Annotated in this window: 14 protein-coding genes; 6 read left to right on the top strand and 8 right to left on the bottom strand. The window is 69.2% G+C overall.

The window, feature by feature from the left end; genetic code table 11:
- The first annotated feature begins 520 nt into the window (after positions 1 to 520).
- Positions 521 to 1,285, top strand: coding sequence for an MHYT domain-containing protein (locus tag JOE68_RS19920; RefSeq protein ID WP_307819769.1), 765 nt, complete (start codon positions 521 to 523; stop codon positions 1,283 to 1,285).
- Positions 1,286 to 1,329: 44 nt separating this feature from the next.
- Here the strand turns inward: JOE68_RS19920 and JOE68_RS19915 are convergent, their stop codons facing one another.
- Positions 1,330 to 1,563, bottom strand: coding sequence for a hypothetical protein (locus JOE68_RS19915; protein ID WP_204843806.1), 234 nt, complete (start codon positions 1,561 to 1,563; stop codon positions 1,330 to 1,332).
- Between the two features lie 1,026 nt (positions 1,564 to 2,589).
- Here JOE68_RS19915 and JOE68_RS19910 point away from each other — a divergent pair.
- From JOE68_RS19910 to JOE68_RS19900, 3 genes are read left to right on the top strand one after another with little or no spacing between them, the layout of a single operon-like run.
- Positions 2,590 to 3,696 carry an amino acid kinase family protein gene (locus JOE68_RS19910; RefSeq protein ID WP_307819768.1) on the top strand — a complete coding sequence of 369 codons (1,107 nt, stop codon included), beginning with the start codon at positions 2,590 to 2,592 and terminating at the stop codon, positions 3,694 to 3,696.
- Positions 3,693 to 7,760: a Pls/PosA family non-ribosomal peptide synthetase gene (locus JOE68_RS19905; RefSeq protein ID WP_204843804.1), complete on the top strand. Its 4,068-nt coding sequence runs from the start codon at positions 3,693 to 3,695 to the stop codon at positions 7,758 to 7,760. The genes JOE68_RS19910 and JOE68_RS19905 overlap by 4 nt, the downstream gene beginning before the upstream one ends.
- Positions 7,757 to 9,133 (top strand): diaminobutyrate--2-oxoglutarate transaminase family protein, encoded by a 1,377-nt coding sequence (locus JOE68_RS19900; protein WP_204843803.1) that lies wholly within the window; start codon positions 7,757 to 7,759, stop codon positions 9,131 to 9,133. The genes JOE68_RS19905 and JOE68_RS19900 overlap by 4 nt, the downstream gene beginning before the upstream one ends.
- A gap of 42 nt (positions 9,134 to 9,175) precedes the next feature.
- On the opposite strand, the gene JOE68_RS19895 is transcribed toward JOE68_RS19900, so the two are convergent.
- Both JOE68_RS19895 and JOE68_RS19890 read right to left on the bottom strand, forming a co-directional pair.
- Positions 9,176 to 10,006 (bottom strand): nuclease-related domain-containing protein, encoded by an 831-nt coding sequence (locus tag JOE68_RS19895; RefSeq protein ID WP_204843802.1) that lies wholly within the window; start codon positions 10,004 to 10,006, stop codon positions 9,176 to 9,178.
- 185 nt (positions 10,007 to 10,191) lie between these two features.
- Positions 10,192 to 11,109 carry a lysyl endopeptidase gene (locus JOE68_RS19890; protein ID WP_372443320.1) on the bottom strand — a complete coding sequence of 306 codons (918 nt, stop codon included), beginning with the start codon at positions 11,107 to 11,109 and terminating at the stop codon, positions 10,192 to 10,194.
- Between the two features lie 201 nt (positions 11,110 to 11,310).
- Between JOE68_RS19890 and JOE68_RS19885 the strand changes: the two genes are divergently transcribed.
- Both JOE68_RS19885 and JOE68_RS31905 read left to right on the top strand, forming a co-directional pair.
- On the top strand, positions 11,311 to 12,384 hold the full coding sequence (locus JOE68_RS19885) for a DNA polymerase III subunit beta family protein (protein ID WP_204843800.1): 1,074 nt from the start codon (positions 11,311 to 11,313) through the stop codon (positions 12,382 to 12,384).
- The gene (locus JOE68_RS31905) at positions 12,384 to 12,890 is read left to right on the top strand and encodes a hypothetical protein (protein ID WP_204843799.1); all 507 of its coding nucleotides are present in this window, start codon (positions 12,384 to 12,386) and stop codon (positions 12,888 to 12,890) included. The genes JOE68_RS19885 and JOE68_RS31905 overlap by 1 nt, the downstream gene beginning before the upstream one ends.
- A 435-nt stretch (positions 12,891 to 13,325) precedes the next feature.
- On the opposite strand, the gene JOE68_RS19875 is transcribed toward JOE68_RS31905, so the two are convergent.
- The 5 genes from JOE68_RS19875 to JOE68_RS19855 all read right to left on the bottom strand — a co-directional run bounded on the left by JOE68_RS19875 (position 13,326) and on the right by JOE68_RS19855 (position 21,648).
- Complete coding sequence (locus JOE68_RS19875; protein ID WP_307819767.1) at positions 13,326 to 14,291, bottom strand: IS630 family transposase; 966 nt, start codon at positions 14,289 to 14,291, stop codon at positions 13,326 to 13,328.
- 570 nt (positions 14,292 to 14,861) lie between these two features.
- Positions 14,862 to 15,698 carry a phosphoadenosine phosphosulfate reductase domain-containing protein gene (locus tag JOE68_RS19870; RefSeq protein ID WP_307819766.1) on the bottom strand — a complete coding sequence of 279 codons (837 nt, stop codon included), beginning with the start codon at positions 15,696 to 15,698 and terminating at the stop codon, positions 14,862 to 14,864.
- A gap of 8 nt (positions 15,699 to 15,706) precedes the next feature.
- On the bottom strand, positions 15,707 to 19,315 hold the full coding sequence (locus tag JOE68_RS19865) for an ATP-binding protein (RefSeq protein ID WP_204843798.1): 3,609 nt from the start codon (positions 19,313 to 19,315) through the stop codon (positions 15,707 to 15,709).
- On the bottom strand, positions 19,312 to 20,418 hold the full coding sequence (locus JOE68_RS19860; protein WP_204843797.1) for a DUF4007 family protein: 1,107 nt from the start codon (positions 20,416 to 20,418) through the stop codon (positions 19,312 to 19,314). Before JOE68_RS19860 ends, JOE68_RS19865 begins: the two co-directional genes overlap by 4 nt.
- A gap of 54 nt (positions 20,419 to 20,472) precedes the next feature.
- On the bottom strand, positions 20,473 to 21,648 hold the full coding sequence (locus JOE68_RS19855) for a cysteine desulfurase family protein (RefSeq protein ID WP_204843796.1): 1,176 nt from the start codon (positions 21,646 to 21,648) through the stop codon (positions 20,473 to 20,475).
- Positions 21,649 to 22,164 lie beyond the last annotated feature (516 nt).

Below are 22,164 nucleotides of genomic sequence, written 5' to 3'. Positions count from 1 at the left end.
GCACCCCTGTCACAGCACCCCTCCCCCGACGCCCGGTCCTGCGCGCCCGCTCCCGCGCGCCCGGCTCAGCGCGCCCAATCCCGCGCGCCCACAGTCGCCCCGGGCACGCGGCCCCGCCGCGCCCGCGTCCGGGCGCGATCGACGCCCTCCGCCCCCTGGGTCACCGGCGCCCCCGGACCACCGGGCGGAGGCGTGCGGGCCGGCGGGCGCGGCGCCGCCTTTTCCACCGGGCCGCGCCGCGGGAATGCACGCGCGGCGCGGCGCGCGCGTCCGAACAATTACGGAATCAGGGGTTTTCCGGCGTGACCGCCGGCACGCCGGGGCCGTCCGCCGGCGCTGAAGACCTGGTAGCGGCCCTCCGCCCCGAGGAGGAGCAGGCGGTATCCCATTAATTACCGCCCGTGATAATGTTGCCGAAAACATGCCTCAAATGGGTTACCGACCCTGGTTCCAGGGGACCGGACCGATCACAGTGGGCTCGTAAAAGGGATCCTCCGCCCCCTCCAGATCGGTGTCCGTCGTGAACCACGAATCCATGCAGCACTTCTCGTCCGGGCCGTGGACGCTCGTCCTCGCCTACGCCATCTCCGTCATCGGGTCGTTGATCGGCCTGTCGTGCACGTCCAGAGCCCGCAGGGAACGGGCCCGCGGCGCCAAGGTGCTGTGGACCGTGCTGGGCGCGTTCGCCATCGGTGGCATCGCCATCTGGCTGATGCACTTCATCGCCATGCTGGGCTTCGACGTCCCCGGCACGACGATCAAGTACTCCGCGCCGCTGACCGCCCTGTCGGCGCTGGTCGCGGTGGTCGTGGTCGGCATCGGCCTGTCGCTGGTCACGCTGGTCCGGTTCTCGACGGCGCGCCTGGTCGTCGCGGGCGTGCTGGCCGGCCTCGGCGTGGCGGGGATGCACTACCTGGGCATGTCGGCCATCCGCTTCAAGGGCGGGATCTTCTACGACGAGGCGCTCGTGGCGCTGTCCGTGGTGATCGCGATCGTCGCCGCCACGGCCGCCTTCTGGTTCACCCTGGTCGTCAAGACCACGACGGCGAGCGTCGCCGCCGGCCTGATCATGGGCGTGGCCGCCACCGGGATGCACTACACCGGCATGGCGGGCGTGCGCGTGTCGTCGGACCTCAAGCTGCCGGCGCCGCAGGGCACCGGCGTGTTCGACCTGGTCTTCCCGGTCTTCGTGATCAGCGGCCTGGTCGTGGGCGCGCTGCTGTGGATGCTGTTCACCTCCTCCACCAACGACGCCCTGGCCGAACCGGCGGAGACCGCCCGCTGACCCGGCGCACCGCTGCCGCCCGCGCCGGCGGGCCCGTCCGGCGCCTACCCCGGGATCGCCACCAGCACCAGGTTGAGCACCACCACGGCCGCTGACGCGCCCACCACCCACGGCGCCGCCCTGCGCAGGCGGGCGAGGCGCCGGGCGTCGGCGGCCGGCCACGGCTCGTCGGCCGACCACCGGCAGGCGAGCAGGAAGATCCCCGTGCCGGCGATCAGCAGCAACGCCAGCACGGCCGGCACCAGCGCGGGTTCCACCAGCCGACCTCCCTCCACCACGCCCCCATACTGCCAATCACTCGTAAGAGGACGCCCACGGCTGCCGAACATCACACTTTGGGTGTGTGATCGCGCCGTCGGCCATGACGCTAGGCGCGTCGATGCCGTCCGGGCTACGCCCAGCGGGGTTGAACACGGCCATCCGGGTGACGTTCCGGTCTCGCCGACCGCACCGCGCGCGGTCGTGCCGTCCACTGTGGCCGGTGGGGCGACCGGTCGGCCCCGCTGCCGCCTCGCCCGCCCGCGGCGCGACGGCTCGGCGGCGGCCACCGCGGCGGCGCCCGAACCCGCCCGACCGGGGGACGCGACTTCGGTTTCCCGCAGTGGCGCCGCAGGCGGGCCGCAGGTCACCGGCCGTGTTCACGACACCCCGGCCCCACCCGGTCCGGCGGGAACCGCACCCCGACCCGGTGCGGTCCCGGCCGGCGCGTGACGGTGCGTGAACGCCTCCGCCCGCGCATTGTCGAATCCACCCGGCGATTCGCCGAAACGAATGGCGAACAGCCCCGGCCGGTCCTCCAAGAAGTGCGGACCACCTCCGACCCGGGCGCCACTGACCAGTGCCTTGACAATTACCGGAAATGCTCCCGCACGGTGCGTGACGAACCGGGGAGACGGGTCCGCCCCGCGGCGCCCGACCGGCCCCGCACCCGGCTCCCCCGACCCCGCCTGGGCCGTTCGGCCCACGTCACACCCCTGCCGACCACGACTCCCGCGGCCACCGGAGCAGTCGCGGGCCGGGGTCGCCGTAAGCCTTCTGGGGGTGCCCACCCGCTGTGAACGTGCGCTACCTTCGGACCGGCCGCACCGGTTCCACCCGAGGCGCGAGCAAATCCGGAAACGCCCGTCGAGCGTGCGAACCGAATCACCGCGCAATCGTTCGGCCGGTCCGCGCCGCGCTTCGCGGAATTGCGCTCCACGTGCAGAAGGATCGGGGGCCTCGCGATGGAGGAGTGCTCGCGGCCGACCACCGCCGCCGGGAACCGGCCGGGGCGGCGGCGCGCCGGCGGACTACCGAACGGGCTCGTGATCCGCAAGTACGGCGGTTCGTCCCTCGCCACGCCCGAGCACGTGCGGACCGCGGCGGGCGCGCTGGCGGCGCTGGCCGCCGAGGGCCGGGAGGTCGTCGCGGTGGTCTCCGCCATGGGCGAGACCACCGACGAGCTGGTCGCGCTGGCGGGCGGGTTCGCCGAGCGCCCCGAGCCGCGCGAGGTCGACCAGCTGCTGGCGACCGGCGGGCAGGCGACGGCCGCCCTGCTCGCGCTGGCGGTCAACCAGCTCGGCGTGCCCGCCGGGTCGCTGTCGGGGGACCAGGCGGGCATCGTCGTCGGCGGCCGGCCGGGCGCGGGCGTGGTCGAGTGGGTCGACACCCACCGCGTCCGGGAACGGCTGCGGCGCTGGCGGGTCGTGGTCGTGGCGGGGTCCCAGGGCCGCACCCGCGACGGCGAGCTGCTCACCCTCGGGCGGGGCGGCGCGGACACCACCGCAGTCGCCCTGGCCGCCGCGTTCGGCAGCACGGACTGCGAGATCCGCACGGACGTGCCGGGCGGGCACGCGCCCGGAGCCGGGCCGCGCCCCGGCTCCACCGCCCGCCGCCCGGTCCGCGTGCGGGTGCTGCACTCGGTGTGGCCGGCGCACGGCACGGCCCCCGACCCCCTGTCGGAGGGCCACCGCGTCGTCGGCGTCGCGCACGAGCGGGACGTGCGCCTGGTGTCGCTGACCCTCGCCGGCGACCGGCCGGTCCGGTGCGCCCCGGCGCTGGCCGGGTTGGTCGAGCACGGGCTTCACCCGGACGTGCTCACCTGGCGGGACTGCCACGAGGTGCGGTTCACCGTGGGCGGGCGTACACCGGTTGACGTGATCGGCGAAGTGGCGCGCGAGCTGGGCGCGCGGTGGGCGGTGGAGGACGGCTTGGGTGCGGTGTCCGTGGTCGGTGTCGGGCTGTTCGACCACTCCGGCTACCTGGCGGGGACGCTGCGCGCGGTGGGCGGGCTCGGCGCGGCGGTGACCGCGCTGACCACGTCGCCGTCGCGGTTCACCGCCGTCCTGCCCGCCGACCTGGTGGACGCGGCGGTGCTGGCCCTGCACGAGACGTTCGGCCTCGGCCTGCCCGCGGCCGGGGTGGGCGGGTGAGCCCGCCCGGGGCGCCGGTCGGGGTCGTCGCCGACAGCCGGGTCCTGACCTGCGGCGGCTTCCGCCAGGAGCCCCGGTGGACCGCCGGCGAGCGGCTGGAGGGGGTGTTCGAGCGGCACTGCGACGAGGTCGCCGACCGGCTCGCCGTGGACTCCGCGGACCTGCGGCTGACCTTCGGGCAGCTCGACGCGCGGGCCAACCGGCTGGCCCGGCACCTGCGCGGGCTGGGCGTCGTGCCCGGCGAGCGGGTCGGCCTGCTGCTCGACCGCCCGGCGGACGCCTGCCCGGTGGTGCTGGCGGTGCTCAAGGCGGGCGCGGTCCACGTGCCGCTGGACACCGCCTTCCCGGACGACCGGCTGGCCTTCGTCGTGGCCGACGCCGGCGTGCGCCGGGTGCTGACGGTGTCGTCGCTGCGCCACCGCGTGCCGGTCGAGGCGGTGTGCCTGGACGAGGCGGAACCGGCCGTGGCGGCGCTGCCCGGCCACCGGCTGGCGCCCGCCGAGCGGGGCGAGCCGCCGGACGGCCTGTGCTACGTCGTCTACACCTCCGGCTCGACCGGCCGGCCCAAGGGCGTCGCCGTCGAGCACTCGGCGATCTGCAACTTCGTCCGGGTCGCGGCCGAGGTCTACGGGATCGAGCCGGGCGACCGGGTGTACCAGGGCATGACGATCGCCTTCGACTTCTCGGTGGAGGAGACCTGGGTGCCGCTGCTGGCGGGCGCGACGCTCGTGCCCCGGCCGGCGGGCCCGGCGCTGGTCGGCCGGGAGCTGCGGGAGTTCCTGCTCGACCGGCGGGTCACGGCGCTGTGCTGCGTGCCGACCCTGCTCGCGACGATCGACGAGGACCTGCCGGACCTGCGCTTCCTGCTGGTCTCCGGCGAGGCGTGCCCGGAGGACCTGGTGTCGCGCTGGCACCGGCCGGGGCGGCGGTTCCTCAACGTCTACGGGCCCACCGAGGCGACCGTGACGGCGACCTGGGCGGTGGTGCGGCCCGGGCGGCCGGTGACCATCGGCGTGCCGCTGCCCACGTACTCGGTGGTGGTGCTCGACCCGGACGAGCCGCGCGCGCTCGACCGCGGCGAGGCGGGCGAGCTGGGCATCGCGGGCATCGGCCTGGCGACCGGCTACCTCGACCGGCCGGACCTGACGGCGCGGGCGTTCGTGCCCGACTTCCTGGGCATCGGGCACAACCCGTCGGGCCGCATCTACCGCACCGGCGACCTCGGCCGGATCGACGAAGCGGGCGAGGTCGAGTACCTGGGCCGGATCGACACCCAGGTGAAGGTCCGCGGGTACCGGGTGGAGGTGACCGAGGTCGAGTCGGTGCTGCTGGGCGTGCCCGGCGTGGCCCAGGCGGTGGTGCAGCCGCACCGGTCGGGGTCCGGCGAGGTCGAGCTGGTCGGCTACTACAGCCTGCGCCGGGGCGCCGCCGACCCGGGCGCGCGGGAGGTCTACCGGTGGCTGCGCGAGCGGCTGCCCGCGTACATGGTGCCCGCGTACCTCGAACGGCTGGACCTGGTGCCGATGACGCCGGCGGGCAAGGCCGACCGCCGCGGCCTGCCGCCGCCCACGACCGGGCGCGGCCTGGTGGCCGGTCGCCCGCACGTGGCGCCGGCCACCCCCGCCGAGCGGGTGCTGGCCGAGGCGCTGGCGGAGGCGGTGCGCGTCGACCGGGTGTCGGTGGACAGCGACTTCTTCACCGAGCTGGGCGCGGACTCGTTGCTGCTGGCCGGGTTCTGCGCGGCGGTGCGCCGGCGCGGCGACCTGCCGCCGATCGCGGTGCGGGACGTGTACCGGCACCCGAACGTCCGCGCGCTGGCGGCGGCGCTGTCCGGCCCGCCGGCCGGGGCCGCGCGGGTCGAGCCCGCGGCGCGGTCGGGCTCCGGGCGCTACCTGCTGTGCGGCCTCGCCCAGGTCCTGGTGTTCCTGGCCTTCGCCTGCGGGCTGGGCCTGGCGGTGGAGGCCGGGTTCCGGTGGATCAGCGGCGCGGACGGGGTGGTCGGGCTGTACGTGCGCTCGGTGCAGTCGGCCGCGTGCGCGCTGGTGCTGCTCGCGGCGGCGCCGATCGCCGCGAAGTGGCTCCTGGTGGGCCGGTGGAAACCGCGGGAGATCCCGTTGTGGGGCTGGGCGTACCTGCGGTTCTGGACGGTCAAGGCGTTGATCGGGTTCAGCCCGCTGCCGCTGCTCACCGGGTCCCCGCTGTACTCGCTGTACCTGCGCGCCCTGGGCGCGCGGATCGGCAAGGGCGTGCTGTTCCTGACGCGCCACCCTCCGGTGTGCACGGACCTGCTGACCGTCGGCGACGGGGCCGTGGTGCGCAAGGACTCCTACCTCAACGGCTACCGCGTGCGGGCGGGCCGCCTGGAGACCGGGCGCGTGGAGCTGGGCGCGGGCTCGTTCGTGGGCGAGATGTCGGTGCTGGACGTGGGCACCGCGATCGGCGAGCACGCGCAGCTGGGCCACGCGTCCTGCCTGCACCGCGGCCAGTCCGTGCCCGCGGGCGAGTCCTGGCACGGCTCACCCGCCCGTCCGTCCGCTGTGGACTACCAGGGGCTGCCCGGCGGGGTCCCGGCGCGGGGCCGGGCCGCGCTGTTCGGCCTCGGCCAGGTGCTGGCCCTGGTGCTCGTGGCACTGCCGGCCGCGCTGCTGGCCGCCCGCGCGGTGGCCGGCCTGGTCCACCCCGGCCCGCCGGACTTCACCGGCTGGGCGTTCTACCGGGGGCAGGTCCTGGACTCGCTGCTGCTCTACTTCGGCGGCCTGCTGGCCGCGCTGCTGGTCGTGCTGACCGCGCCGCGGCTGCTCGCGCCGCTCCTGCGCCCCGGCGAGGTGTACCCGCTGCACGGCCTGCGCTACTCGGCGCACCGGGCGCTGTTCCGGCTGACCAACGTGCGGTCGCTGAACCACCTGTTCGGCGACAGCTCGGCCATCGTGCACTACCTGCGCGCGCTGGGGTACCGGCTGGGCGCGGTCGAGCAGACCGGCTCGAACTTCGGCGTGGAGGTCAAGCACGAGGCGCCGGGGCTGTGCCGGGTCGGGCGGGGCACGATGGTCTCCGACGGGCTGTCGATGCTCAACGCCGACTTCTCCGCCACGTCGTTCCGCCTGCGGGAGGTCTCCGTCGCGCCGCGGTCCTTCCTGGGCAACAACATCGCCTACCCGCCGGGCGCGCGGGTGGGCGAGGACTGCCTGCTGGCCACGAAGGTGCTCGTCCCGCTGGACGGCCCGGTCCGCCGCGGCACCGGCCTGCTGGGCTCGCCCGCGTTCCCGATACCGCGCGCGGTCCGCCGCGACACCGGGCTCGACGTCGCCGGCGGCAGGGCGGGGGGCTTGGCGGCGAAGAACCGCCACAACGCCGTCACCGCCCTGCTCTACCTGGCCGTGCACTGGCTGCAGGCGCTGGGCCTGGTGCTGATCGGCGTGGCCGCCGGCAGCCTGCACGGGCGGATCGGCTGGCCGGCCGTCACCGCGGGCATCGTGCTCTCCCTGGTCTTCTCGGTCGCCCTCCTGGTCCTGGCCGAGCGGGCGGTGCAGGGCTTCCGGCCGCTGCGCCCGCGGTTGTGCTCCCTCTACGACCCGGTGTTCTGGCGCCACGAGCGCTTCTGGAAGCTCAGCGCCGGCCACTACCTGGCGCTGTTCGACGGCACACCGCTCAAGAACGTCCTCTGGCGGCTGCTCGGGGTGCGCATCGGCCGCCGGGTCTTCGACGACGGCTGCGCCATCCCGGAGAAGTCGCTGGTCGCCCTGGGCGACGACTGCTGCCTCAACGCGGGCAGCACCATCCAGGCCCACTCGCTGGAGGACGGGGCGTTCAAGTCCGACCACATCGCCATCGGCGCGGGCGCGACGCTCGGCACGGGCGCGTTCGTCCACTACGGCGCGACCGTCGGCGAGCACGCGGTGCTGGACCCGGACTCGTTCGTCATGAAGGGCACGGAAGCCCCGCCCGGGTCGAGGTGGCGCGGCAACCCGGCCGTGGAACTGACCGGAGACAACGCGGAACCGACCGGAGACAGCGTGGAACCGACCGGAGACAGCGCGGCAGGGCCCGCGCGGAGGCGACGATGACGCAGACCACCGCACCCACCACGACGACCACCGACTACCCCCTGGTCAAGACCGCCGTACCGGGCCCGCGCTCGGTCGAGTACCTGGAGCACCAGCAGCGCTGGGAGTCCAACGCCCGCAGTTACCCCCGCCGCCTGCCGATCGCGCTGGCCGAGGGGTTCGGCAGCTACGTCCGCGACGTGGACGGCAACGTGTTCATCGACTTCCTGTCCGGTGCGGGCGTGCTCTCGTTGGGGCACAACCACCCCGAGGTGGTCCGGGCCGCCGGCGACCGCCTCCGGGTGCTGACCCACGCCCTGGACTTCCCCACCCCGGCCAAGCGCGAGTTCGTCGACGCGCAGCTGTCCATGCTGCCGGCGGCCTTGCGCGACCGGATGAAGATCCACTTCTGCGGCCCGACCGGGGCGAACGCGGTCGACGCGGCGCTGAAGGTCTGCAAGACCGCGACCGGCCGGGGCGGCGTGATCTCGTTCCAGGGCGGGTTCCACGGCTCCAGCCACGCGGCGATGGCGCTGACCGGGCTGGTGTCGCAGAAGGAGCCCATCGCCGACGGGATGCCCGGCGTCCACTTCTTCCCCTACTCCTACTGCGCCCGGTGCCCGCTGGGCCTGCGCCCGGACAGCTGCGAGGGCAACTGCGCGGGCCTGCTGGAGCGCACGCTCCAGGACCCCAACGGCGGCATCCCCAAGCCCGCCGCGGTGATCCTGGAGCTGGTGCAGGGCGAGGGCGGCATCATCCCGGCCCGCCGCGACTTCGTGCGCCGCGTCCGCGCGCTGACCCGGGCGATGGACGTCCCGCTGGTGGTCGACGAGGTGCAGACCGGCTGCGGGCGCACGGGCACCTGGTTCGCCTTCGAGCAGTACGACATCGAACCGGACGTGATCGTGGCCTCGAAGGCGTTGAGCGGCCTGGGGTTGCCGATCGCGATCATCCTCTACGACGAGCGGCTGGACACCTGGTCGCCCGGCGCGCACACCGGCACGTTCCGGGGCAACCAGGCGGCCTTCGCCGGGGGCGCGGAGGCGATCCGCGTCATCCGCCGCGACGGCGTGCTGGAGAACGTGCGCGAGCGGGGCGCGCAGCTGCGCGCCCGGCTGTCCGCCCTGGACCACCACCCGTGGGTCCGCGAGATCCGCGGCCGGGGCCTGATGTGGGGCGTCGAGCTGGCCGACCCGGTGACCGGGCTGCCCGCCGGGGCGCAGGCGTCCGCCGCCCAGTCCCACGCCCTGCGCCGGGGGCTGATCGTCGAGCTGGCGGGCCGGGACGACGCGGTGATCCGCATGATGCCGCCGCTGAACGTGACGGAGGAGGTCGTGGACCGGGCCGCCGAGATCCTCGTGGCCGCCGTGGAGCGGTCCTGCCCGCCCGGCTGACCGGTGCCCCGGGCCCCCGCGCCGCGCGGGGGCCCGCACCGGTCACGACGGTGGCCGCACCAACCGCCGGCGGCGGCTGCCCGCCGCGCCGTCCCCCCGGCGGTCCTCGTGGAAGCGGTGGTCGCGCCGGACCAGCGCCGCGATCCGGTCGCGGGTCCACCCGTCGAGCAGGGCCGGCTGCCGCTCGACGTGGTTGACCAGGTAGTCGGCGCCGATGCTGAGCAGCACGTCGCGGGCGCTGTGGAACTCGCCCAGCTCCGCGCGCTCGTGGACCACCGCGACGGCCGGCCGCACCACGACGTCGAGGGACCGGGAGCGCAGGAACCGCTGCAGCTCGCCGGCCACGTCGGACACCTGGCGCCCCCAGCTGCGCCCGCCGCCGTCGCGCAGCCACCCGCTCTCGACCAGGTTGCCGTAGCGGTCGAACTTCTCGAACGTCCAGCGGTCGTCGTGGACGTGGACCACCACCCCGCGCGACTTCACCTCGATCGCCCACACCCCGCCCGGCCCGACGAGCAGGTGGTCGACCTCGCCGCGCCGGTTGGCGTAGCCGCGGAACAGCAGCCAGTCGTCGCCGAGCCGCTCCAGGGCCGCGGTGACCAGCTCCTCGGCCCGCACGCCGTGCCGCTGCCGCTCCCGCCTGATCAGCAGCCCCGGGTCGACCCGGGGCTCCAGCGCCAGCAGCTCGCGCAGCTCGCGCCGCTGCCGCAGCCACCGGCCGACCTGCCACCAGCGCCGGGTCAGCACGTGGTGCGCCCGGAGGTCCGCCACCGCCCGCCGGTGCGCGCGCACCCGGCGCCACTGGTCCTCGATCGCCGTTTCGCTCCGCGCCAGGAGCGCGTGCGGGTGCGCCGAGAGCACTTCGACCAGCATGGTGGGAGCCTAGCGAAACAGCCCGCGCCCGAATAGTTCCCGACCGGATTACCGGCATTCCGCACGACTGCGGATCACTTTCACCCGAACAGGTGGCACCCACTCCGCCGCGCATTATTCCAACGGGTGGAAAATAATCCCCGCGCGGCCCTCCGGCGGTGGAACCGGGGGTCGGCCGCGGCGGGTCAGCCGGCGGTCGCCGCGTTGATCGCCCGCGCGTACTCCCGGGCGGTGGGCCCGCCGGACTCCGCGCACTTCCTGATGTCGTCGTAGAGCCACATGAAGCCGCCGGGGATGCCCGCGGAAGCCTTCCACCCTCGCATCCTCTCCTCCACGGCCTCCGGGGAGTCGCCGGCGGCGCAGCCGTCGCCGTGCTTGCTCCACAGCCCGGGGTCGACGGGCATCCCCAGTGCCCGCGCCCACTCCGCCGGGTCGTTGTCGGCGCCACCGGCGTAGACCTGCAGGTACACGCGGTCCACCAGCGGGCCCAGCTCGTGCTTCACGCCCTGCCAGTACGGGATCTCCTCGTACGGCGCGAAGGTGAAGTTCCGGAAGCCGATCCGCTCCGCCATCCGCGCGAACGCGACGGTCGACGCGACGTCGTAGGCCGACTCGTCGTCGGTGTTGATCGCGTCGGCCCCGGTGGCGTCCTTCAACGCCCGGAAGTTCTTGAACAGGGCGCTGTCCGGCCCGGTGCCCTGCTCGGCGATCAGGTCGCGGATGTTCTCCCAGTCGCGGACGCCCGCCGAGCCGACCGACACCTCGACGCGGTCGACCGAGGTCGGCTGCTGCTTCAGCGCCCGCAGCCGCCCCGGCCACCCGGGATCGCCGACGTAGGCGCCGTTGGTCACGATCCGGGTGTCGTTGAGCCCGAGGCTGCCGTCCTCGTCGACGTGCACGGACCACACGATGACGGTGGTGAACCCCGACGACCGCAGGACGTCCACGTCCTGCTGACCGCCGGAGTAGAACGGCCCCCCGCCGAAGATCGCGGACCGGCCGGGATCGGCCGCGGCGACCGCGCCGGTCGGCCCGACCGCACCCGCCGCGACCGTCGCGAGAGCCACCAGGACGCGGATCAACGAATACCTCTTCAAGGCCACTCCTCAGTTCCTGCGGGCGACCCCCGGCCGAATCGCGCAGCACCGACGCGAAAGCGCGGCGCGCCTTTTCCGCGTGACACCGGGAAAACCGTAACCCGGTGCCCGCGGGCTGTCCTGTCGATCAGGTCGCCCGATGGTGTTTCCCCGGTGCGGGCCGCCCGGGCTTGACCCTCAGGCAACCTGAGACTCGATGATGGGCGGGTGCCCCGGCCCGAACTGCTCACGATCGGCCTCTTCGCCCGCGCCAGCGGGCTGACCGCCAGCGCGCTGCGCTTCTACGCGGATTCCGGCTTGCTGCGGCCGGCCAGCGTCGACCAGGCGTCCGGCTACCGCTACTACGCGAGCGACCAGGTCGAGCGCGCGGTCGTGATCCGCCGCCTGCGGGAGATCGACGTGCCGCTCGAGCGCGTCGCCGAGATCCTGCGCTCCGACGGCCGCGACGCCGCCCGGGTCATCGACGAGCACGTCGCGGCCCTGGCCGAGCGCGCGCACCGGGCGCGGGAGACCGCCGCGGCGGTCAAAGCCTCGCTGGACCCGACGCGCTGGTCGCCGCCCGTCGCCGTCACCGGTTCCGTGTTCGCCGCCGCCGTCGAGCAGATCATCACCGCGACCACCCGCGAACCGGACCTGCCCGTGCTCAACGGGGTGCGCGTCGGCGTGTCCGCCGACGGCGTCGAGCTGACCGCGACCGACCGGTACCGCCTGTCGACCCGCACGCTGGCGCCGACCCGCCCCCACGAGGCGGACTGGTCGGCGACGGTCGACGCCGACGACCTGGGGGCGGCGATGCCCTGGGCGCGGCGCCGGCACCGGCTCCACCTGAGCACCCGCCCCGGGAGCATCCGCCTGGCGGGCGACGACGAGACCACCCGCGAGTGCCGCACCCTCGCCGGGCCCTTCCCCGACCACCGGGTGCTCCTGGCCTCCCTGCCCGAGGTGCGCACCCGCGTGCTCGTCCCGCGCAACGCGCTGGTGCACCGCCTGGAGCACCACCGCGACCAGCGGGTCCGGCTCCGCGTCACCGACTCCGCGGTGGCGGTCGGACCGGGCGGAATCCCTGACACGCCACCGATCCCCGCCACGGTCACCGGTCCGGGGATCGACGTCGACTTCGCGATCACCACCCTCTACCCCGCGATCAGCACGGCCATCGGCCCGGACCTGATGCTCGACCTGGCAGGCCCCGACCAGCCGGTGGTCGTCCGCTCCGCCGACAACGGCGACCTGACCACCCTGGCCATGCCCGTCCGCCCCCTGACCCAGGAAGGCCCCTGATGACCACGCAGACCCCGGACCCCACGATGACCGACATCGCCGCCGCCGTCACCCTGGGCCGAGCGGGCGACACCGAAGCGGCACGCGCCCGCCTCCACCGGCTCTGGGACCGGATCGGCCCGGCAGGGGACCCGTTCCACCGCTGCACGCTCGCGCACTACATGGCCGACCTGCACGAGGACCCGGCGGAAGCCCTCGTCTGGGACAGCAGGGCGTTGGACGCAGCCGAAGCCCTGACCGACGACCGCGTGCGGCAACACCAGGCCACCCTGCAGATCGCCGCCTTCTACCCCTCCCTGCACCTCAACCTGGCCGACGACTTCCGCCGCCTGTCCTCCTTCCCCGCCGCCACCACCCACATCACCGCCGCACGCGCCCACCAGCACGCCCTGGCCGACGACGACTACGGCAACCTCATCCGCCGGGCGATCGAGGAAGTGGCGGAAGCCATCACCCAACGCTCCACCACGCCCCGCCCCACCGCCCCGGGACCGACCACGCGGTAGTACCGCACCCCACCGGGGAGGAGCCGCACGCCGGCGCCGTCCGGTGGTGACGGCGTCGCCGTCACCACCGCACCGCGGTGCGTGACCTTCACCTTGGCGACCTGCCGTCCCACAACAGCCTGTCGTGCAGGGCCCTCCAAAACAGCAGTAGGGCAACAGAACCGAACCCGTTCAACGCGTCATCTACCCCTGGCAAACGCGCCGCCACGCGCCGCACTTGGGCAAGCTCCGGGAATAGGAGGCTGCCGTCGACCAGCCTGCGGAAACCGAGTCACACCGATCTCACCCTTCACAGCCTCGCCGCGACCTGGGCTCGTACGCAATTTCCCCTTCAAACCACGGTTGCGTCGTCGTCTTCGAGTTCGTTGAGTCCGACTCCTTCATCGGGATCGACAGTGCGTCGGTAGTCAGGGTGGTCCTTGTCCGCCTTGGCAACTAGTTCTGCATCACGCAACCTTGATCGGGTACTGGTCCGGGTGCGGATGGGTGAGTCGGTGGTGAAGCCGGTCTTGGGTCGGGCTCGGGCGTTGCGCCGGCGGATGTAGGCGGAGATGGTGGCGTTCTGCTCGGCGTGGCTGTGGTGTCGGTGCCGTTGAGGATGAAGTAGCACAGGGCGGTGAACTCGGCTCCGATCCAGTTCAACCAGCTGGAGTAGGTCGGCAGGAACACCAACTCGACGTCGTTGACGGCGGCCCGGGCGTGGACGTCGGGGTGACGGTGGGGCGAGAAGTTGTCCATGACCAGGTGGAGTCGTTGGCCCGGCCACCGTGTCCGCGGGCTTGTGAGCAGCTCCGGAAGCTCCCGGTGCCGCTTGCGGCGGTGGATGCGGTAGTGGATCTTCCCGGTGGTCAGGTCGAGTGCGGCGAGCATGTGCATCACGCCGTGGTGGCGGTTGTGGGTGGCGCGTAGTCGGCGCGGCGATCCGGTCGGCTGCCATGCCTTGCCCTTGCGTGGCTGAAGGTCGAGCGGCCCGAACTCGTCGTTGCAGATCACCCTCCCGGCTTCGGGAGGGTGATCGTAGAGGTCGAGGATTCGGTGCATCTTCGTGAGGAGGTCCGGGTCGGTGGAAGTCTTCCGGGTGGTGGTGGCCTGCCGGGACACGCCGCCGGCGTGCAGGATGCGGCGCAGGGTCTCCCGGCTGATCGTCGCGACGGTGCCGCGGTCGAGCAGATGGTCGCGCAGCGTGGACAGCGGCCAGGTCGAGAACGCGGTGATGCCCCATGAGGCGGGGGATGTCCGTGCGATCAGGCAGATCCGTTGCCGGACCGCCTCACCGATCACCTTCGGGCGTCCCCCGCTCCATTCCGGGTCCAATGCCGCGAACCCCCGCTCGTTGCACGCGTGGATCACATCACGCACGTAGTCGGCGCCGACCTGCATCAACGACGTGATGTCAGGCACCGCTGGCCCTGGGCGGATATCAACACCACGATCGCCCGACGCAACCGCACCGGGGCCTTCGCCGTCCTGCCGATCCGGGCCAACTTCCGGCCCTCTTCCATGGACAACGGCCGGACGAAAACCTCCGGACGACGACCCACGACCACCTCCCGCTCGAAATGGGAGGACCAGCCCGGACCGTCAGCCCACCACACCGATTAGCAGGTCAACGTTCCGAGATGCAGCACTAGGTAGTTGGGTACCAGGTAGCTGCGGTGGGCCTCCCCCTGAAGGCGGCGTGGTTGCAGGGCCGCGCGGCGGCGATGACGTACCTAATCGGGTTGCTGTCTATTCCGACAACTATCCCAGGACTGTGTCGAGCGGTAGCTTGAGCTACTCGCCGATCAATCCCCGAGCTGCGGCGCTTGAGTCCCCGAGTACACCGGAAGACGATCTGCGCGACTGGATCGTAATCCGGAGCGAGCTTCACCTTTCGCCTGAATGAAGGCGTGAATAAAATTTCCACCGCCGCGCTTCACACCTTCACCGGGTTTTATCGAAAGGCACGAGACATGCGACTCTTCGTTTGGGTCAGAGATGGCAAACGGCACAACCACCCTGATCGTCGTCTTCATCGTGCACATCGGCCAAAATTTCCAGAAGTGGACGGTTGGGCTTAACCCTCTTGGCTGCGCGTTCAAGTGCCGCTTGGTGCTTGGCTTCAATTTCATCTCGGCGTTCGATCAATTCGCGCAGCGACTCGTTGTGCGACCAGGTGAACTGCCGGTCCTGCATCGCTGTACGCCGGTAGTTGACCTTTTCCTCGTATGCGACTGCCTTCTCGAAAAGCTCCGGGTGCCGGTCTTTCAACCCCACCCATTCATGCTTGCGCTGGAAGAAGCAGAAGTAGCAGCCCGACCGGGTGCGCCACTCATAGTAGTCCGGCAGCCCGATCCCGGCCTCGTCGAGGATCCTGTCGACGCCGGCTCGGTCGATCCCATCCTCGCGAAAGGGGAACACAGCCGTGATGTTGGGCTTGGTGCTGACGTAGCCCAATCTATTCTCGTCAGCACGGATGGCGACATAGGAGATGACATCGTCGTCGCCGACCCACTCTTCGAGGGGCTTGATCTTCAAGTTCTTGGTGCACCAGCGCATCTGGGGGCTGGGCAGCGTACCCTGGTACACCTCGAGCCAATGATCGAAGTCGCGGCTGCTGTTGAGCCGGACGATCGGCTTGCCTACCGCCGCCTCGAGCCTGTTGAGATATTCATAGGTCTCCGGCAGCTCCGCACCGGTATCACAGAAGAAGTATTCCATCTCGGGAACTCGACCATGCATGTAGATCGCAAGTGCCGAAGAGTCCTTGCCGCCGGAGAGGCCAAGGACGTGGCGCTTCTTGCCGCTAGACCTGCTGATATCGGTCACAACTTCTCCTACCTTTGCTGGGTCGAATCCGAGTCGGTTGCGGCAAGACGCTCCGCCAAGGCTGCGAGCAGAATGCGCGCACCATCGGGGCCGAGCGCTTTCTCGGCTTGCCGAATAACGCTGACAACAAGCTTGCCCGCCGCCTGCCGCGACTTTTTCGGCACGTGGATGAGGGTACGTTCTTCGGCCCCTTCTGGGGTGGTGAGCGTCAGTAGGCGGGTTTCGATCTGTCGGGATTCGGGTGGCGCCCCAGGTGCACCCGGCGCAGAAAAATTGTGGACGTCATAGAGATGACTGACTCGATCGAGGGCCCTTGCCATTTCTTCAACTTGTCGAGGAAACGCTTCAGCGTCTCGGTCGGTCCAGTCTCCCAGAGCTTTATTTGCGAGACGGATGATGATCGGGTCGAGCCAGTCCTCATCCGACAGGTTTTTGTTGAGCACACGGGATACGAATCCCTGCAGGTTGAGCTCAAGGGAAGCGTTGGCAAAGCCACGCAACCGCTCCGTAAGACCGGAGCGAAGTTCACTGAGGTCTGGCGGCAGGCGAAAAGCCCGGCCCATGGTCGCTACTATTTCTTGTCGGAGCGCGGTGGCAGCACTGGATAGGTCGTCCAAAGCCGCGGTCAGTCTATGGACGAAGGCTTCGGCCATCACCTCGTCTCTAGTTGCGTTGACGAGGATCGGCTCAAATCCCAGTGACTTCGGCAGAGCCGCAAACACCAGCTCGTCCGGGTCGGTTGCTTCGAACAGAACGTCTCGGATTGTGAGCGCATCCGGGCTGAGGCGTTGTGTTTGCCGTGCGTACGGAGCGAGCACCATAACCCGTTCCAACATCGCCCGGGTGACCGCAAGCAATCTGGGGTTGCGGGCCGATGGCGAAGCGGGAGCGTCGACTTTCAGAAATGAGGCCAGACCGTCAATTACGAGCCGGCGCTGGCCGCGTCCGATCGGCATGGCCTTGACCGTGAAGCGATCCGGATATGGAACGTTAATGCGTTCGATGATGTCGGCGGTCAGCCGCTGGCAGTAGTTGCCCTCCTCAAACAGAGCAACATCCTCGGAGCGCAACATTAGAGCGGTGACCACCAGAATCGGAACCACACCAGCTTTGACCCCATATGGAGGAGACATGAGCTGGTGGTAAATGTCCACGATAGGGGTAGGTTGCTTCGCGCTAGTCAGCGCCTCTTCGAGGGCTTCCCAAGCGGGATGAATGCTGCCGTTTTCCTGACCCTTTCTGGGGCGGGAGATGCCGTGCGTGAAGATGCCGTTGGTGGCCGAATTGCTGCTGAACGCATCGGCTTCGCGGTGCAGACCAAGGTATTGCACCACTCCGGCGTACATTGCACGTTCAGCCGTGTACCGGCCGGTGTCGTAGCCGAGCAGGGGGTAGCCAGACTTCTGCAGCATCGCAGTCAACAGTTCACGACGGGTTTTAGCGGCAATACTGCTGAGCTGATGACGCCCTACCATTTCGTTGCGGATGTGAGGAGTAAACGGGTACATCGCATCACACGCTTTGGAAACCAAACCAGAGTAGCTGCGCGCCCCGATCTCCTCACGCGGTTCGGAACTAGTGTCGTTACCCGAATCCCAGAGGTGCCAGGAAGAATGCGGACTGACAGGGTTGAACGCCTCGTCGAGCAAGCTACCGATACGGTGTGAGATGTCCGCGATACGCTCTTTGATCTCACTGGACGCTACTCGGTCAAGTGTTTGGTCCTCAAGAAGTTCCTGGAGGGCGACGAGGGTGATCCCAGCTTGGAGAACTGTCACAGACTTGCTGCTGGTTCCGATCAGAACTGGCAGTGGTGAGTTGACTACAGGCCGGTCGATGAGCGAGCCGAAGTGGTAGACCATCAGGCCATCGGAGGCGTCTGTGACCACCTCAGGGCCTGGCAGCTTGTCCGTGCGGTGGCTGATCGCGGTCCGGAAGTAGCGCAGCATGCCCGTGCGCTGGCTATGTCCGCCAGCCACGACCGCCACGGGAAGTACCGTTCCTAGCTGTTGGTTAAAATAACGGACAACATCGGATGCTTCAAGACGGGCCGCAATATCGTTGACACGCTTGTCGATCTTGACGTCCGTACCTTGCCAGATACGATACTCATCACTGTATTCGCGGTGAACGACGAAGCTGTTGGCTTCTAGTCTGTCAAGGCACTTCTGTAGAGCCGCGAAACGCTCGGTGTTCTGCGCGTCGACCGGGTCGTGCAGCGCGAACTGGATCATAGCGGGCGTCGCGCGGAGGACACCGTCGACATCGATCAAGTTCAGGGTGCCGATCGTCTTAAGGACATCCTGGTCCTCGAGTGGCAGTCCGTGTGCCTCGTTGATTCGGCTGTCCACTTCGAGCCATCGACTGGCATTAGCTGAAGCGAGGAGAGTGGTTCGTCCGGAGGCGAAGAAGTAGTCGTACAACTGTGGCAGGCGCAGGGTGGACGCTTGGGTCGGAGCCTCGACCGTCAATGTGTCGAGGGCACGGCGCACGGTGTGTGGCTCGTCGCTTCCCAGGAAGCCCGTGAGGCTGCGATCGTGCTGACCGATCTGCGCCGCCAGGAGTGGTGCCACGATCGCCGTAAGCGGATGCAGCGGATAGAGGTCAGCGAACATCTTTTCTGAGATGTCCACAATGGCGTTCAGCGCGTGTATATTCCATGCCTCGGCCGCAGCCCGGGCCTGTGCGTCGATCAGGCCACGGCCGACTGGCGTGACCAAGGACAGGTCAAGGCGGCGCCGCAGCAAGTGAACAGCGTCACCGAGATTTGGGGTAAAGGTGACGTCTTCGAAGCGGCCCTGAACCTTTGCCCATTCCTTACTTTGAATGCTGCTGGAGCGCGCGGCGTAGTCCGTGAAGGCCAGATGCTGAAGGGTGACCATAAACAGCGGCAACCCGGAGCGCCCTGCGCCCTTTTCAGCAAGAACCTGGAGTAGGTACACGTCGTTCCCTGCGCTGCTGGAGTCGCCCTCAGCAGCGAGGTGTTCCAACGTTTTACCGAACTCGTCGATGATCAACAGTACAGGCGCCTCGGCGCACAATGCGCTGACCAATTCCACGAGGCTCTCGGTGGTAGGCACACTGTGACCCATGCATGCCGTCAGCGCCTGCGCTACGGATTTCGGCGGTCGCTTCTTCCACCGGCGTTCGGCAGCTGTGCACAATGCGCGTCGCACTGTTGTTGCAAGCGGTTCGCGGTCGGCAGTTGCAACGGCCCCCAAAAAACCCTGTGGCGCAAATTCGTCGCGCACCCGAGCCAACCGTGCGGCAAGACCATGGTTAGTCGCTGCGACGGCAGCCTCAGCTTCGGACTGGCGGACGGGATCGTGCCCGAGAAACGCATCGAACAAGTTTGCCAAAGTAGACTTGCCCGATCCATAAGGGCCGGTGAACGAAAATGATCGGGTGCGTTTGAGATCAGCGATCGCATTCGTGATGCGGTCAAGGACATCCAGCGCTCGCGCCCCGACATAGGGTGAGTACAGGTGCTGATCACGGACATCCCGCTCGAGGTTGGTGGACCGCATCTCGGAACCAACCAAGCTGATTCCCTCGGGAATTTGCGCGACGATCTTGGTCTGGCGAGTGCGTCGCGCAATATTGGCTGCGGTTGTCACGCGTTCTCCTCCATCAGCGCCAACCCCTCAGCATGAGAGGTAGCTTTCTTACGCGGACGCTTACGATTGCCGCGATCAAGGCTGGGGTATTTCTGGGACCACATCTGTGGAGTGGGGAACCCTTGGCGTTCGCGGACTCGGCCGTAGTGCTCGTCGAGCACATCCCAGGCAAGGGCTTGCGGCGACGCAGCGAAGGCGAGGCTTCTCTGGCCGAGTGCCTCCACGATCTGGAGCTCAGGATGGTCGTTGACCAGTGTTTCGATGGCCTTAGTGAGCTCGGGCTCACCGACTCGGAAGGCTCGACCTGGAGCGCCAGGCTCGTTGGCGAGCCGGGCGAGCGAGATGGACCCGGCATTGGACGAAAACTGTGAAGCATAGTCCAAGCATGCATAGGCGAGCACTGCTGCCGGCAGGTTGGAACGAGACCCGATGGTGAACAGCCATTCTCGTCCTTTACCTCTGCCTTGTCCTTCCAACAAGCCAAGCTCACGGAACGGACAGGCCAGCAGATCCTCGAAACTGCCCGGCGACAGTGGGTTGAATTCTTGATCAAGCGCGTACATCTTGATCAGACAGTCAACGTCGCGGCCAATGGACTCTGAAGCTGGCCATAGCTCTTCGTCATAGCCCTCGTGGACGTGCCGAGTAATAACCGTCGCCATCCCCTCAGATGTCTCTCGAGACAACGGGGCGAGATGAAACATCACGTACCAGCTCGGAGCCAGGCACTTAGCCTCAGGGGTGGACGAGAGCAACCACCAGTGAAGCAACCACAAACTACCCGTGTCCTCTAGGTAGGGGTCGGCGCCTTCCTCGTCGAGCAGCCACCTAGCCCGCCACGTCGGCGATGCGACGTATGCTCGGTAGGACGGATCCCTGTGTGGGTGCTCCTCGGTGAGCTTGAAAGCCTGGCACCAGTATCGCATGGCGTTGACCATGTTCTTGCCAACCCCGAGTGTTACCGGCGCGTCCTCCCGGTGGAATGTTTCACTGTCCTCCTTTACCGCCATGTACGCCTTATGCAACCAGCCGAAGCGCGGCGCAAATGTTTCGTGGCGCCCGAACTTCGGTTCGGCGGCATCGGCAAGGCGGCTATCGGGCATCAGACAAATCCTTTCAATTTACAAGCAAGCTTATAAAGGCAGTAGCGGCGAACACTAGCGGCAGGCGGTGGCTGCCAAGACAGTGCGGGTACGCCCGACAGCACGCGCGACCGCAGCGAGGGACCGTTCGATATCGCGCCTGCTCGTGGCATAACCGAGCGAAAAGCGCACCGTCGCATCGGCATCTTCACGGCTGAGTCCCATCGCAAGCAAGACGTGGCTAGGACTTGGAGCCCCGGAGGCGCACGCGCTGCCATCCGACGCCGCGACGTCCGGCATCGCGGCTAGTACAGCGTCCGCCGGCACCCCGCGGAAGGTCACGCTCGTGACTCCGGGAAGGCGGGGCACGCGCTTACCGTTGATCACGCAGTCGGGTACCCGCGCGACCAGTTCTGCTTCGAACACATCGCGCAACTCGGCAACACGGGCGGCTTCTTCGTTGAGCTGCCGTCGCGCCGTGTCTGCGGCAGCTCCGAGCCCGGCGATCCCAGCAACGTTCAGCGTGCCAGCCCGCCACCCGCGTTCTTGACCACCGCCGAACAGCAGCGGCATGTAGGGCAGGGAGGTGCCGCGCCGCACGACGAGCGCCCCGATGCCCTGTGGGCCGCCGAACTTGTGGGCCGACAGGGACAGCAGGTCAACCTCAAGTTCGGCAAGATCCAGGGGAAGCCTGCCGACATACTGCGTAGCATCGGTGTGCACAAGCGCACCAACGTCGTGAGCAGCCTTGACGATGGGCTCCAGGTCGGTCAGAACACCCGTCTCGTTGTTGGCAAGCATGGCTGATACCACAGACACGTCACCGCGGTCGAGCGCCGCGTCCAGGGCACGGTAGTCAACAGTGCCGTCTTTGTCGACGGGCAGTACCACGAGAGCCCCCGAAGCCCCCGCAGTGATGGCTCGTGCCGTTTCGAGGACTGCCGGGTGCTCGACCGCCGTCGTCACCAGTGCCCCTCCGCGGCCATAGGCGGCCCGCAGAGCAAGATTGTTCGCCTCTGTTGCGCCGGAGGTGAAGATGATCTCGGCAGGGTGGCAATTGAGCAGGTCAGCGAGTTGTCGGCGGGCGTTGTCGACCCTTGTGGCGGCGTCGCGGCCAGCCTGATGAACACTGGAGGCGTTGCCAACTCTGCTGAACGCAGCCAGGATCACGTCGAGCGCTTCTGGCCGTAGTGGTGCGGTCGCGTTGTAATCGAGGTAGACGACGTCGACCTCGACAGAGCCATCGTCCATGTCCTGTCCTACTGCCTCGCGGATGCGTTGGTCACTCCTGGTGGATCTTCGCGGTAGGCCCTCTCGTCCCACCAGGAGTGCATCGCGATCATAACCACTCCCTCCGACAGTTCCGGCAGGCATACCCGGCGAGCGAGCGCAATCACAGAGCGTGACGATGTCTGCCGGTTAGTCACAACCCCTGTCTGGCCGGATCGCCCTCATCGCCGTTACTGCCTGGTAGAGAGCCTGTGACCAGCGATGTTGCGTACTCGACGAGGCCTCGTGGCTCTTACCTGGGACACCGGCTCGGGTAAGTCACGACACCGCAGAAGCGAGACCTTGCCGTTAACAGTGAGCCTCTCGGTGCGATGTCAGAGGTGTCCGCTCTAATAAGGAGCCACAAGTGGTGATCTTGGGGCGACAGCACAGGGGACGGTTGGGATGGACTTCGTCGATGGGGTGGCGCACTTGACGGTCCGCAGCGCTGGGGCAGGGGGCCTGCACCTCCTCATTGACCTGCTGTCGAGTGGTCGT

Origin of the sequence: Saccharothrix algeriensis (genome assembly GCF_016907655.1) — a bacterium.
Lineage (GTDB): Bacteria > Actinomycetota > Actinomycetes > Mycobacteriales > Pseudonocardiaceae > Actinosynnema > Actinosynnema algeriense.
This window is presented reverse-complemented; position numbering and strand designations above follow the sequence as displayed.